The sequence below is a fragment of the Streptomyces sp. NBC_00335 genome, assembly GCF_036127095.1.
In the GTDB taxonomy this organism is placed as follows: domain Bacteria; phylum Actinomycetota; class Actinomycetes; order Streptomycetales; family Streptomycetaceae; genus Streptomyces.
Genome location: NZ_CP108006.1, coordinates 8132675 through 8146225, shown reverse-complemented (window position 1 = coordinate 8146225; position 13551 = coordinate 8132675). Strand labels below are relative to the sequence as shown.

The window sequence follows — 13551 nt, the reverse complement described above, 5'->3', positions numbered from 1 at the left end:
CGGAGCCGGGCCCGGCTCCGGCCGGGCCCGGCTACCGGGCGGCGCCGTCCCGCGGGGGCACCACGGAGCCGCGGCGGGCGTCGATGAGCGCGGCGAACTCGGCGACGGTGACGTCGCGGAGTTCCTCCTCGTCCACCTTGACGTCCAGCTTCTCCTGCAGGGCCATGGCCATCTCCACCACCATGAGCGAGTCGGTCAGCAGGTCCCCCATCCGGGCACCGGCGTGGACGTCCTCGGCAGAGGACTCCCCCATCGAAAGGATGATTTCGCCGATCAGATCAATCATCGATCCGGTCGATTCGGGGGCCGAACTGGTCATGACAGCTCCTGTTTGCGATATTGCGGCCCTTGCGCCAAGGTGGCGCCGATGACCGGCAGGAAAAGGAGAATACTCGTGTCAGAAAGCGTGACCGACGTGATGGAGGCGGGGGCCGCCGAGTTCCGCTACGCGAAGGAGCGGCTGGGCGAAGCCGGGGAGAGCGCCTGGGACCGCTTGCTCGACTGGCTGATGGAGGACTACTTCCGCCTGGAGGTCACCGGTTGGGAGAACATCCCGGAGGAAGGGCCGGCCATGATCGTGGCCAACCATTCGGGCGCCTGGGGACTCGATGCGTTCGTCCTCGTCAAATCCCTCACCCGCATTCTGAACCGCCCCCTGAACGTTCCGGCCGCATCTCTGACTTTTCGATTTCCGGTGATCGGTTCGTACGCCAGGAAAATGGGCGCCTTTCCGCTCGATCCGACACTCGGGCTGGAACATCTGAAGGCCGGGGAACTCGTGGGGGTGTTTCCCGAGGGAATTTCCGGTCTGGAGAAGCCCTTCCGCAGCCGCTACCGGCTGCGCCCGTTCAGCCCCGGGTTCGCGGCCACCGCCGTCCAGGCGGGGGCTCCCGTCGTACCGGTGTCCGTGATCGGCGCCGAGGAGGCGTACCCCAAGTTCGGTGACGTCCCCGCCCTGGCCCGCCTGTTCGACCTCCCCTACTTCCCGCTCACCACGCTCCTCCCGCTGCCGGCGAAGTGGCTCATCACCGTGGGCGAGCCCATCCCCGCACCGCCCCGGCCAGAGTCCTACTCCGTGCGCAAGGTTGCGGCCCGGCGGATGTGCGACCAGGCCCAGGAGGCCGTGCAGTCCCTGGTGGACCGGGAGCGCGGCAGGCGCGAGACGCCCTTCTGGTAGCCGGGCGGCGACCGTGCGCCGCCCGGGTCCCACCTCTCAGTCCGCCAGGCGGTCGGCCGCCCTGCGCACGCCGTCGGCCGCCCGCGCGCACCGTCCCGCGTGGTCGAGCAGGACCATGCGGAAACCCTCCCCCGCCTCGTCCCGGTCCCAGCCCTCGGCCCCGGCGCAGGCCGCGAGGCTCTCCGCGTGCGCCGCCAGGCGTTCCGCGCTGGTCTGCGCCAGGGCCCCGTAGGACCCGGACGTACAGCCGCGCACCGGGACCGGCAGGACCGACGGCCTGCCGACCGTCACCCGGCCGTCACCCCGGCCGCCCGCGAGTTCCCGGAGCGAGACGAGCAGCGAGCCCGCTTCGAGGGTGCCCGGCAGCCGGCCGGCCGTCAGCCGCGGCGAGACCAGGAAGGGCCGGGCGGCCGCGGTGATCGCGCGGACGAGCTCCTCGGCGACCAGCACCGCGAGCCGGGTCGCCGCGCACGCGCCGGGCGCCCCGCACAGCGCGGACGGCCAGGCGCCCGGCCCGGCGCCGCCCTTCGGCGCGGGGAGCCAGCCCGGCGCGCACAGGATCTCGGTCCCGGCGCCGATCCCGAGGCCCTCCCAGACGAACGGCGCGCGTACCCGGTGCACGGCGGCGGCCACCGGCGGGTAGTGGCGCAGCGCCCGGGCCACGGCCTCCTCCGGGGCGGCCGCCGGTTCCACCGTGTGCAGGGCCAGGGCCTGCAGGGTCGTGGCGGTGGCGGCCCCGGTGACCAGGGCGAGCGCGTGGGCAACCGCGGCGGACACGGTGTCCGCCGAGGCTCCCGCCGCGACCAGCCGGCCGACCAGGGAGTCCGGATCCGGGCCCTCCAGGTAGCGGGCCGTCCTGCGCCGCAGAGCGGCCTCGAAGTCCGCGCGGGCACCCCGGCCGTCCGCCGTGGCGGCCCGGGTGACGATCTCGCTCAGCAGGGTGTCCTCGGCGGCCGCCCCGCCCGCCACCAGGTGGCGGGCCAGCGCCGCCGTGGTCCGGCCCCAGGCCTGCCACTCCAGGGTGCCGTCCCCGCGCCGGCCCTCGACCGCCTCGTCGGCGTACTGGGTCACGAGCGTCGGCAGTTCACCTCCCGGTGCGACGCCCTCCCAGGTCAGCGCCGTGTGCGGGGACAGCCCGTACCGCTGTCCGGCGTCCGTGAGCCCGACCGCGGGCTCCAACGCCCGCTCCTCGTCCGCCCGGACGAGGAGGGATTCGGACGCTTCGGGGGTCAGCGGTACGAGGAAGTTCCCGAAGGGCGTCCGCAGCCGGACCGGGCGCCCGGAGCGGGTGCGCCGCAGGTGTTCCAGCAGGGCGCGCCGCACCCCTTCGCGAGTCAGGTGCTCCAGGCCGAGCGCGCGGGCCACGGCGTCCGTCCAGGGCAGGCGCTGGGCGACCATGGCCGCGGTGAACACGGCGTTCTCCAGGGCCCAAGCCGTCTCGGGGGGTCGCGGGGCGGTCTTGGCCGTGGAGTCGCCGTCGTGGTCGGAGGTCATCTCGCTGTCTCCCTGGGTCACTTGTCGCGCAGCATGTAGGGCTGGTTGCCGACGATGCGGCCGTCGTAGGCGCCGATCAGCGCGTTGACCGTCTCCCGGTGGTGCGCCATGGGGCCGCGCAGGGTGTCCGAGTAGGCCTGCGGAGCGTGCGACAGCGGGTAGTCGTACGACTCGTCCAGCCAGGCCAGTTCGACCCAGCTCGCGGGGATGTCATTGGGCGAGGCGGGGCCGCGGCCGTCGATCATCGGGATCACGTCGTGGTTGTTGACGAGGCTGATCACCCGGGTGGTGTGGTCGGCGGGCCGTTTGCCGTCGATGGGCGAGCCCACGGCGATCACGTGCGTGAGCTGGTAGCGGGAGGAAACCTCCACGTCCGCGGCGAGGTTCATCGCGGTCATGCCGCCCAGGCTGTGCCCGACGATCATGAGCTCCGACCCGGCCGGCACCCCGGCCCGCACCAGCAGCTTGCGCGCGGCGCGCGTGTACGTCGTATCCGTGCGCAGCAGCCCGTCGAACGCTCCGACCAGGTCCTGCGGGGTGCTGTTGCTCAGCAGGCCGAAGCTCGTTCCGGGCAGCAGCAGGACGTGCCGTACGACGCCGTCCGCGCACTCGATGCGGCGCAGCAGCACCAGCCCGTGATTGCCGAGGGCGCCGATGTCGTTGACGTAGCTGACGATGTCGTTTCCGGACGCGGCCAGCACCTTGTCCAGGATGGAGTCCGCGTCGGCCCGCTCGGCCCGGCCGGGGCCCGGGTTGAGGTACTTCAGCAGGGTGCTCGGCAGTCCGAGGAAGGGGTCGGTGACCGGCACTCCGCCGGCCAGCGTCACCCAGGAGAACTCGTCGTTGACCGGGTTCTCGTCGAGCAGGCCCAGCAGCGCGGACAGTTCCATGATCACAGGGCTCATCGTGGTCAGGGCCCGGGTGACTCCCAGGCGCTCGACGAGCGCGTGCGTGGCGCGCAGCGCCTCCAGCCTGTTCCCCGCCACCATGGCGTCGGTCAGCCGCCTGGCGAGCGGCGAGTCCAGATTGGGGTGATCGGAGGCGATCGCCCTGATCCGCAGGGCGAAGGCGTCCACGGCCATCGCCACGGCGGCCGGCCTGCGGTACGTCAAGTTTCCCGCGATCCGGGCCAGTTCCCCGGCCACTCCGCCGTTGGCCCCGAATCCGAGCCCCGCCGGGCTGGTCAGCGCACGTGCGCACGACACGGCCGTACCGAGCGCCCAGGCGGGGCGGCGCAGCGCCTCCAGTCCCACCCGCCAGCTGCTGAGGGCGCCCGTCAGCTCGGCGCCCGCCTGCTTCGCCGTGAGGGCGGCGTCCGCCAGCAGCACCGAGGCCGCGAGCAGCAGCTCCGGATCCGTGCGGCGCGGAGCCGGCCCGGAGACCGCCGCGGTTCCTGCCGCCCGGGTCACTGCGACCCTTGGGGCCGCTGTGCCCGTTGGGCCCGCTCCGGACCCCGCCGGGGTCGCGGATCCGGACGCGTCCGCGACCCCGGCGGGGTCCGCGGGCGCCTCCGCGGGCCTGCGCCCTGCGAGCGTCGAGCGAGCCGCCGTGCCCACCGCTTGAGCGGTCACGTTCCCACCTCCCGTGCCTGCGCAACGGCTTCGCCTGGGTTCCGTTGCCCGAACGGGCATGCTGGCATCGCGCGCGGTCCGTTCCGCGCGGCGATCCCCCGTCGGCGCGCGGCCCGCACCCGCGCCGTGGACGCGGGAAACCGCCGGATGCCCGTGGGGACCGTGGCCCTCGGGGCATCCGGCGGCGTGGCGGCACCCCCCGGGCCGCCGCCCTTTCGGTGATCACCCAAGGGTGAGCTCCGCGCTCGCGCGTTGACGCGCGCGCGGATCACCCCCGTACGGGGACCACCGGGTCTCGTCTCCCGCTCAGAGGGGCCGGGCGGGCTGGTCGCGCCAGAAGCCGCACTGGTGCTCGGCCGCGAAGGCCCGGTCGGGCCGGTCCCCCTCGGGCGCCAGCGTCAGTACCGTGCCGCCCGGTCCGGTGGCCGGCCAGGTGGCCTGGCCCGCGACCGCGGGAACACCGTGGCGGGCGAAGGCGCCCCAGTAGCGCTTCATCCTTGTCGCCAGGGCGACTTGGACGGAGCTGAGGGGCCGCTCGCCCATCGTGAAGTCGTGCAGGTAGGCGAGTTCGGCACTGTGCGCGTTCGACTCGTCCAGGCCGGGGACCTGCGCGCCCGCCAGGGTCGGCGAGTCGGGGTCGTCGAACTCGTAGGCGAAGGTGGGTACCTGGCGGGCGAACGACTGCGCCGTCCGGGCGGTTTCGCAGGCGAACGTCGAATCGGTCATGACCGCCGACAGCGCCAGGTACGGGGATCCGTGAGCGGCCACCGGGTAGCGGGCGAGGACCTCCGGCCCGGCCGCGCCGTAGCCCGCGAGGACCTGCTGCGCGTACTGCTCCGCCGTCAGGGCGGGCTGGGTCAGCGCGACGAACAGGCGCGCCTCGGAGCGGGTGCTCCCGATCAGGACCGGGACCTTGTTCCAGACCCCGGCCGCGATCGCGGCGGCCGGATCCCGCGGCAGCAGGCCGTCGCCCGACGCGGGACCCGACGTGGGCAGCGTACGGGCCGCGTCCACCAGCGACTGCCCGGAAACGGAGCGCAGGCACGCCACGACCCCGACCGGATCGGGACAGCCCGCGCTCGCGGCGAAGGCCCGCGCCTCGGACTCGGCCCGCGCGCCGTCGGGGGTGCGCAGCAGCGTGCAGGGCCCGCTCTGCAGGACGGCCCGGTGGAACAGCCCGGCCGCCGGCGGGGCGGCGAGCAGTCCGCACACCGAACCGCTGCCCGCGGACTGGCCGGAGACCGTGACGTTGCCCGGGTCACCGCCGAAGGCCGCGATGTTCTCCCTCGTCCAGCGCAGGGCCTGGATCTGGTCCATCAGGCCGAAGGAGCCGGAGCGCAGTGCGTTCTGGCGGCCCAGTTCGGGGAGGCCCAGGTAACCGAGCTGGCCGAGGCGGTAGTTGATGCTGATCACGACGGAGCCCGTCAGCTCGGCCATGGTGCGACCGCCGAACTGTGTGCCGGTGCCCTGGCTGTACGCGCCCCCGTGCATCCAGAGGATCACCGGCAGCCGGGCCCCCGCGCGGGCCCGGCCGGGCCGGTACACGTCCAGGTACAGGCAGTCCTCGCTGACGGCCGAGGGGTCGCGCAGCCCGAACGGCGAGAACTGGAGGCAGGCGGGGGCCTGTTCGACGGCCTCGCGCACTCCGTTCCAGCGCGGGGGCGGCTGCGGGGCGCGCAACCGGTTCTCCCCGACCGGTGCGGCGGCGTAGGGCACGCCGAGGAACTCCTGCGCCCCGTCGTGGGCGCGGCCGCGCAGCGCGCCCTGCGCGACGGAGACCACCGGGCGCGGCGAGCCGTCCGGCGGGCCGCCCGGAACTCCGCCGGGAAGCCCGCCGGGAGAGGCGGCGGCCGGGAGCGCGGTGGCGATCAGCGCGGTGAGGGCAAGTGCCGTGGCGAATAAGGGTCTTGCCGTTGCCGTGGAAAGCCGGGCGATCCGGTGCGAGAGCCGTTGCATCCGTACTCCTGGGTCGGGGACCGTCCGGGGGCGGGACGGGGCGCGGAACGCCCGCCCCGCCTCCGGAAGGCCGGCTGGTGTGGTCGGCGGGACTGCCGGGTTGCCTACGGACGGAGCCCGTTGAGCAGGGCGGCGGTGACGGCGAAGTCGACCGGTCCGGTGTTCCAGTCGGCGTTCATCGGGCTGACGGCGATCTTCCCGGCCGCCACTGCTTCCACGTCGCTGCCGCGGGCCGGCGTCTTCAGGTCCACCGTCACGCCGACCTTCCAAGTGCCGTCGCCGGCATCGGTGAAGTCGGCCTTCAGGAGCGCCTGCGCGTCCTGGAAGGTGGTGGCCACCCCGGCCGGGGTGCCCTTCCCGTCGGCGCCGATGACGGGGTGGTTGACGTTGAGGCCGACACCCTGGGGCAGCAGGGGGCCGGAACGGGCGCGCGAGCGCAGCCGGTCGATCAGCTTGACGGCGAAGTCGAGCGTCGGACCCATCGCGTTGACCGTGGTGACGGGGTCGGGGGCCGAGAGACCACCGGTGCTCAGGGCGATGGCGGGCACGCCGGCGTCCAGCGCGGCGACGGCGCCGCCGACCGTGCCGGAGTGGCTGGCGAGCGCGGCCACGTTCGGGCCGAAGTTGGTGCCCGACACGACGAGATCGGGCGCTCGCCCTTCGAACACCTCGGAGAGCCCGAAGTTCACCGAGTCGCCCGGGGTTCCGTCGACCGCCCAGACCTTCGGCTCGGGGTGGCGGACCGTGAGGGACGGGGAGTTGGACGTCTTCGTACCGGCGCCGCTCTGGTTGGTCAGCGGCGCCACGATGGTGACGTCGTGCCCGGCGGCGGTCAGCCGCGCGAAGGCCAGCCGGATGCCGGGCGCGCTGTAACCGTCGTCGTTGGTGAGCAGGATCCGCAGCGGGCCCGCGGGCACCGGTGCGGGCGCCGGCCCTGCCTGCGGCTCGGCCGCGGCGGCGGGCACCGTACCGGCGAGGGCCGGCGCGCAGAGCAGCAGGGCGGCCAACGGCAGAACTCGCTTGCTTTGCAAGGAACGCTCCTTCGGAGAGGAAGTGGAAACGGGGAACTGGAAACCGGAAACTGGGTAGGAAGAACCGGAATCGGGTGAGGGCGGCCTGGAAGGGGTGGGGCCCGGCGGGCTCGCGACCCTCGGCGCGAGCCCGCCGGAGTGCGGGCCGGGCCGCCGCCCGGGAGGGGCGGCCCGGAGGTTGGGGGCGGAACCCGAGGTCGGAGACCTTTACGGGGTCCGGTCCGGCCGGATCAGCGCACGCTGCGGATGGGGAGGATCGCCAGTGCGCCGATCAGCGAGAGCGCGCCGCCGACCAGGAACAGCGGGGTGTAGCCGCCCAGGGTGGTGACCACGGCCGAGGCGACGAACGGGGCGATGATCTGGGGCCCGGCGTTCGCGATGTTCAGTACGCCCATGTCGCGGGCGGCGTCCTCGGCCCGGGGCAGCACCAGGGTGACGAGCGCGGTGTCGACGGCCATGAAGCATCCGAAGGCCAGGCCGTTGAGCGCGCTGAACACGAGCATGCCCGTCCACGTGGGACTGACGACGGGGACCACCATGACCAGCCCGGCGAGGGCGGCCGAGACTCCGACGAACACCTTGCGGCGGTTCCAGCGGTCGGACAGCAGCCCGCCGACCACCGTGGAGACGGCCATCGCGACCATCGACACGGGGGTGAGCACCGCCATCGCGGCGGGCGGGGTCAGCCCCGCGGGGAGCGCGATGTGGTCGCCCAGGATGTAGAGCTGGTAGCCGACCACCGAGAAGTACCCGAGGACCATCAGGGCGCGCCCGATGAACGCCCATCGGAAGTCGTGGTTGGCGAGCGCCGAGAGGAAGGCCTTGATCTGGGCCCCGTTGGGAGCGGCGGGCGCGTCCGGGGCAGGCTCCGAGCGCGGCAGGTCCCGGCAGAAGGAGGTGAGGAGCAGCGCGGCTCCGGCGATGACCCCGCCGAAGACGAGGTAGCCGGTGCGCAGGTGCTCCGAAGTCTGGGAGGCGATCAGCACGCCGACCGTGCCGCCGATGGGCAGGCCCAGTCCCACCAGGGCGGACGCGGTACCGCGCCGGGCTGCGGGCACCCGGTCGGGCACGATCGCGGTGACGGCGGCCTGGTAGATGTTCATGGTCGCCTGCACCAGGCACCAGCCGATCCCGACGAGCAGCGCGGTACTGACGCTGCCGAGGACGGCGAGGCCCACGAGCGAGCCGATCGCACCGCCCAGGACCCAGGGGTTGCGGCGGCCGCTGCGGTCGGAGAGGGCGCCGGCGATCGGATTGAACGCGGTGGCGAAGATCGCGCTGATACCGCCGATGAGGCCCAGTACCGCCACCTTGTCGTCGCCGGCGATCGCGGCGATCTGGGTGGGCAGGAGGACGGAGCCGACGCCCATGTAGACGGCCATCATCGCGGAGTTCGCGACGAGCAGGAGCAGCAGGAGCCCGCGTCCGCGGGAGGGTTCGGGATCCGCCGGGGCGGGCGGGTCGATGATCTCGTTCGTAGCCATGACGACTCCTCGGGGGACGGAGCGGGGAGGTGGCGTGGGGGGACCGCCGGTGCGGTGCGCGGGGAGGGCGGAGACGCCGGGGGTGCGGTTGCGCACGAGGCGTCGCCTGGAAATGCCGCGCCGAGCGCGAGGCGGCTGACGCGGTGCGGTTGCTCGGCGCGGTGCGTGCGGTGCCTGCGGGCGGTGCGGTGCGGGGTTGCTGTGGTGCGGGGTTGCTGTGGTGCGGTGGGGCTGCCGTGCGGTGGGGCTGCTGTGCGGTTAACCCGATGTTGTTACACGTGTCACTTCAGGTGCTTGGACACTGTGTAGCACTCACTCACCGGTCTCGCCAAGGGTTGACGCAGAGCTCCGTACAGATCGTGACCCCTAGACGAAGTCCAGGTCGATCACGTGTAACCAACCAAATGCGGCCTACGGACGCGTCCGGCCCGGCCGAGAACCCTCTTGCACTTGTGGCGACGGTCACGCTTCCGCAATACTCCGTGCCGCACCGCGCCGACCCCACCACCACGCCCCGGCAGAGCCCGCCCACCCCTGCGGGGCTCGACCACGGCTTCGGCGCGCCTTCGGGCCGGCGCACCCTGGGACGCTCGGCCGACTCGGTGCGGGTCGGCCGATCCGGCCGGACTCGGCAAACCGGCCCGGGTACGCCCGCGTGGGCACGCCCACTTCCAGACGCCCACTTCCGCACGCCCGCTTCGGCACACCCAATTCCGCACGCCCACTTCGGCACGCCCACTTCGGTGCCGCTGCTTCGATGCGCCCGCTTCCGCTCGTCCCCGCGCTTCGCGCCCGTCCGCCGCCTTCCCGTGCGCCCCCACGCCGGGAAGGCGGCTGCGAAAGGTTCCTCCATGTCCGGCTTCTTCGGTCACGCCCCCACCCCGCCCCCGATCCCCCTCCAACCGCCCAGGAGACCCGTCCCCGCGGCTCCGCCCCGCCACGCCCTCGCCTGGGGCGTGGCACTCCTCCTGCTGTCCGTGCTGATGGGAGTACTCCTGCGCGTGGACGAACAGCCCTTCTTCCAGGGCCTCGACGATGCGTGGGCCGCTTCGCTGGAGGGCTCGCCCTCGGACACCGCCAGCGGGTTCGCCACCGTTCTCGACCGCCTGGGCGGGCCACTGGGCACGGTCGTGCCGCTGCTGCTGATGGGCTGCCTGTGCATGTACGGGCGCTGGCGGTCGGCGCTCTTCGTCTTCACGACCGCAATCGTGGCCAACGTGCTCCTGGTGCTGCCGCTCAAGGCGCTGGCCGACCGGCCGCGACCCCCGCACACCTGGGTTCTGGTCAACGACGGCTCGTACCCCTCCGGCCAGGTCTTCAGCGCGGTGGCCCTGGTGATGGCAGCCGCGGTGGTGCTGTTCCCGCCGGGTGGCCGACGCTGGTGGTGGCTGTTCGGCGCGGGCTACACCGGCGCCATGATGTGGAGCCGCACCTGGCAGCACGCCCAGTGGCTGAGCGACACCTTCGCCGGCGCCCTCGCCGCAGTGGGGGCCTGCCTGCTGCTGTGGCGGGCGTTCGCCGCCCTGCTGGAAACGGAGGCCGAACGCATGGCGGCCGACACCCTCTGGACTTAGCCGCCCTCCGCAACGGCCGGGCCGACGACCCGGCGGGCCGGTCGGCCCGCCGCAGCGGGCCGGTTCCGGCCGGGTGCGGCCGTGCGGGTCGCCGTGGTCACCCGACCGCCGGGAAGGCCACTGCCTCCGTCCCCTTGAGCGCCAGGCCGACGTACTCGTTGACCGCGTAGGGTGCGATGCCGGGGGACGTGGGCAGGCCCTCGCCCGTGCGGGCATCGAGAGCCACCGGGCCGTTCTCCGTACTGCCGTAGATCCGACCGTGCCACACGGCGGTCACGCGCGGCGCGATGCGGTAGGCGGTCCGGTTCGGCAACTTCCACAGCAGCTCACCGCCGGCGGCATCGAAGGCCCACACGGAGCGACCGTCCCGGCTCCCGAAGCAGACGAGTGCGCCGATGCCGTCGTAGGCACACTCGGCGGGTCCGAAGTCCTCCGGGAGGACGTGCCGGACCACGCCGGTCAGCGGGTCGACGAGCCGGCGACGGATCAGATCGAAGTCGGACGTGCTCCTCCACGAGACGGCGACGAGGTGCGGTCACCGGTGCCCACGGCCGGATGTTCGCCGTCCTCCCCGCGCCAGCGCCGGTCTCCGGTGTCCAGGTCGAATCCGGCAACGGCTCCGTACTCGCTCTCGATCCCGTCCTCGGTAATGCCCGCCACCATGCCCTTCGTGACCACCTCCGCCCTGAGCAGGTCACGCGTCCACAGCACTCGACGGCTCACGAGGTCGATGGCGTAGGTGGTGTGGGCGGAGGGCGCGAAGGCACCGATCCCCACGACTGCGACATGGCCCGAGCTACCGACGATGCGCGCACTCAGCGGGCTCCGCACGTTCTTCGCCCACTCCGGAACGGTCAACGACAGCCGCCATGCCACCCGTCCGGCGGCCGCGTCAACCGCCATGAGCTCCACGGAGGTTCGTGCGACCTGCGTTCCGGTCCCGGGCCGCTCCACCACGAACGAAGCGAGGACCAGCGGCTCCGCGCCCTCCGTGATCGCCACCGGGTACGCGAAGGACCCGCCCTGCGGATCCGTCACCGGGGCGACGTCCGGCGCAAGGGCGGTCGAGGCGCCGCTGGCGGTGTCGAAGACGAGCGGCCGGTCCCGCGTACCCACGTAGGCCTTCTCCCCGTAAAGCGCCACGGGACTCTTCACCGGCTCCGCCTCTTGCCCTTTGCGGGTGAAGAGCCCGGCGGTGGCCTCCTCGGGCATCGGAACACCGGCCTCGGCGTCGAACTTCGCCGGCGGTTCGAAGACCGCGCGGGCGGCCTTCGGCGAGGTGTTCGTCGGTCCGTTCTGCTGTGGGCCGCAACCCGTGACGGCAGCCCACAGGAGCAGCGCGGTGAGAACCCAACGGCCGACGGGGCGGCTCGACTTCACGCATGCCTCATCCGCTCGGTGACCAGGCGATCGCCCTACGGCGGACGGACGTGGAGGACAGCCGCACCCACCCGGGCGGCGGCACGCACGGCCCGAATCCGCCCCGCCCGACCATCCACCCCGCACGGGCCACACCCATCCCACCCACCCAGCCCGGTTATCGCGAAACATTGACGGTCGCAGATTTCACGCCATATTCTCGGCGGGTCGGCGCGCGTTCGGCGCGCGGCCCAGGAAGGATCGACTCATGGCACCCACCCCAGGACCCGATCAGCCCGATCAGCCCGTGGCACATCCGCCCGCGGGCCCGCTCCGCGGCGCGATCGAGGACGGGCTCGCCGTTTTCCGGGCCGTGCCCTACGCGGCGCCCCCGGTCGGCACGTCGCGCTGGCGGCCCGCGCGGCCGCATCCGGGCTGGAGCGGCACCCGGGACGCGACCGCCGACGGGCCCAGCGCCCCGCAGATGCACATGGAGGGTGGCGACCCCGTCCTCGGCGGGCACGGTGCGCCGCCCTTCGACGAGGACTGCCTGACCCTCGACATCTGGACGCCCGCCGTCGACGACGCCCGGCGGCCCGTGCTCGTCTGGATCCACGGCGGCGGCTTCGTCTCCGGTTCCGGGTCGCTGCCGAACTACTCCGGCGCGACCTTCTCCCGCGACGGAGACTTGGTCGTCGTCAGCATCAACTACCGCATCGGCCCGCTCGGTTACCTCCTCACGGACATGGACACGGACACCGACACCGAGGACGGGCCGGACGGCTCCGGCGCCAACCACTGGCTGACCGACCAGCTCGCCGCCCTGCGCTGGGTACGGGAGAACATCTCCGCCTTCGGCGGCGACCCCGGCTCGATCACCGTCGCGGGCCAGTCGGGCGGCGCGGTGTCCACGGCCGCCCTCGCCGGGCTGCCGGAAGCCCAGGACCTGATCCGGCGGGTGATCCTGATGAGCCCGCCCTTCGGCCTGGACCTTCCCGCACCCGACGCCTACCGGGAGCGCACCGCCGCGTACCTGGAGCTCGCCGGGGTCAAGAACCTGGCCGAGCTGCGCGCCGTGCCCTGGCCCGAGCTGATCGGCGCCATGGGCGGGCTCTTCGCGCTGACCACGCGCTGGGGGTACTGGCCCACTCCGTTCCTGCCCGTGATCGACGGAGTCACCCTGCCGCGCCACCCGGCGCAGGCCCTGCTGCACGGCGCCGCCGCGGGCATCGAGGTGATGATCGGCTGGACCCGGGAGGAGGCCAACTTCGGCTTCGCCCTCAACGAGGCCTACGCCGCGGCCTCCCGGGAGCAGGTGACCGACCGGATCGCGGAGACCTTCGGCCCCGAGGCGGCCCCCGGCGTCTACGCGGCGTACGAGCACGCGCGCCCGGGCGCCGGTCCGGCCGGCGTCCTGATGGACCTCATCACCGACGAGCTCTTCCGGGTGCCGGCCCTCCGGCTGGCCGAAGCGCGGGCAGCGGCGGGCCACCCGGTGTGGGCCTACCAGTTCGACCTCCCCGCGGCCGCATACGACGGCCGGCTCGGAGCGGCGCACTGCCTCGAACTGCCCTTCGCCTTCGCCAACTTCGACCAGTGGGCGCACGCACCCCTGGTGGCCGGCCTCGACCCCGCCGTCCGGGACGGCCTCGCGCACACCATGCACGAGGCCTGGATCGCCTTCGTCCGCACCGGTGACCCGAACCATCCGGGCATGCCGACGTGGAGCCCGTACGAGAAGGACACCCGCACCACGATGCGCTTCGACTCCGTGGTGACCGCCCTCGACGACCTCGCCGGGGACTCCCTGCGCCTGCACGAGGGGGCGCTCGACCCACCCCGGTGACGCCTCCGCCTCCCGGGTCCGCCCATCCGGGCGGACCCGCGCTCCCTTGATCTAACTCG

Annotated in this window: 11 protein-coding genes; 3 read left to right on the top strand and 8 right to left on the bottom strand. The window is 73.4% G+C overall.

The window, feature by feature from the left end:
• Positions 1 to 31: 31 nt before the first annotated feature.
• On the bottom strand, positions 32 to 319 hold the full coding sequence (locus tag OHA37_RS36790) for an acyl carrier protein (protein ID WP_266912064.1): 288 nt from the start codon (positions 317 to 319) through the stop codon (positions 32 to 34).
• Between the two features lie 75 nt (positions 320 to 394).
• Here OHA37_RS36790 and OHA37_RS36785 point away from each other — a divergent pair, with 75 nt between their 5' ends.
• The gene (locus OHA37_RS36785) at positions 395 to 1177 is read left to right on the top strand and encodes a lysophospholipid acyltransferase family protein (RefSeq protein WP_266912063.1); all 783 of its coding nucleotides are present in this window, start codon (positions 395 to 397) and stop codon (positions 1175 to 1177) included.
• A 36-nt stretch (positions 1178 to 1213) separates the two neighbouring features.
• On the opposite strand, the gene OHA37_RS36780 is transcribed toward OHA37_RS36785, so the two are convergent.
• The 5 genes from OHA37_RS36780 to OHA37_RS36760 form a co-directional block, all read right to left on the bottom strand.
• Positions 1214 to 2671 (bottom strand): hypothetical protein, encoded by a 1458-nt coding sequence (locus tag OHA37_RS36780; protein ID WP_266912061.1) that lies wholly within the window; start codon positions 2669 to 2671, stop codon positions 1214 to 1216.
• Between the two features lie 17 nt (positions 2672 to 2688).
• Positions 2689 to 4080: a lipase family protein gene (locus OHA37_RS36775; RefSeq protein WP_266912059.1), complete on the bottom strand. Its 1392-nt coding sequence runs from the start codon at positions 4078 to 4080 to the stop codon at positions 2689 to 2691.
• A 468-nt stretch (positions 4081 to 4548) separates the two neighbouring features.
• Entirely contained in the window at positions 4549 to 6198 is a 1650-nt protein-coding gene (locus OHA37_RS36770; RefSeq protein WP_266912057.1) for a carboxylesterase/lipase family protein, read from the bottom strand.
• A 104-nt stretch (positions 6199 to 6302) separates the two neighbouring features.
• Positions 6303 to 7229: a 5'/3'-nucleotidase SurE gene (gene surE / locus OHA37_RS36765; protein WP_266912055.1), complete on the bottom strand. Its 927-nt coding sequence runs from the start codon at positions 7227 to 7229 to the stop codon at positions 6303 to 6305.
• Between the two features lie 230 nt (positions 7230 to 7459).
• Entirely contained in the window at positions 7460 to 8713 is a 1254-nt protein-coding gene (locus OHA37_RS36760) for an MFS transporter (RefSeq protein WP_266912053.1), read from the bottom strand.
• Positions 8714 to 9564: 851 nt separating this feature from the next.
• Here OHA37_RS36760 and OHA37_RS36755 point away from each other — a divergent pair.
• Positions 9565 to 10287 (top strand): phosphatase PAP2 family protein, encoded by a 723-nt coding sequence (locus OHA37_RS36755; protein WP_266912051.1) that lies wholly within the window; start codon positions 9565 to 9567, stop codon positions 10285 to 10287.
• 97 nt (positions 10288 to 10384) lie between these two features.
• On the opposite strand, the gene OHA37_RS36750 is transcribed toward OHA37_RS36755, so the two are convergent.
• Positions 10385 to 10741, bottom strand: a complete 357-nt coding sequence (locus OHA37_RS36750) for a hypothetical protein (protein ID WP_266912049.1) — start codon at positions 10739 to 10741, stop codon at positions 10385 to 10387.
• Between the two features lie 32 nt (positions 10742 to 10773).
• Positions 10774 to 11667 carry an outer membrane protein assembly factor BamB family protein gene (locus OHA37_RS36745; RefSeq protein WP_266912047.1) on the bottom strand — a complete coding sequence of 298 codons (894 nt, stop codon included), beginning with the start codon at positions 11665 to 11667 and terminating at the stop codon, positions 10774 to 10776.
• 247 nt (positions 11668 to 11914) lie between these two features.
• Between OHA37_RS36745 and OHA37_RS36740 the strand changes: the two genes are divergently transcribed.
• Positions 11915 to 13492, top strand: a complete 1578-nt coding sequence (locus OHA37_RS36740; protein WP_266912045.1) for a carboxylesterase/lipase family protein — start codon at positions 11915 to 11917, stop codon at positions 13490 to 13492.
• Positions 13493 to 13551: the final 59 nt, after the last annotated feature.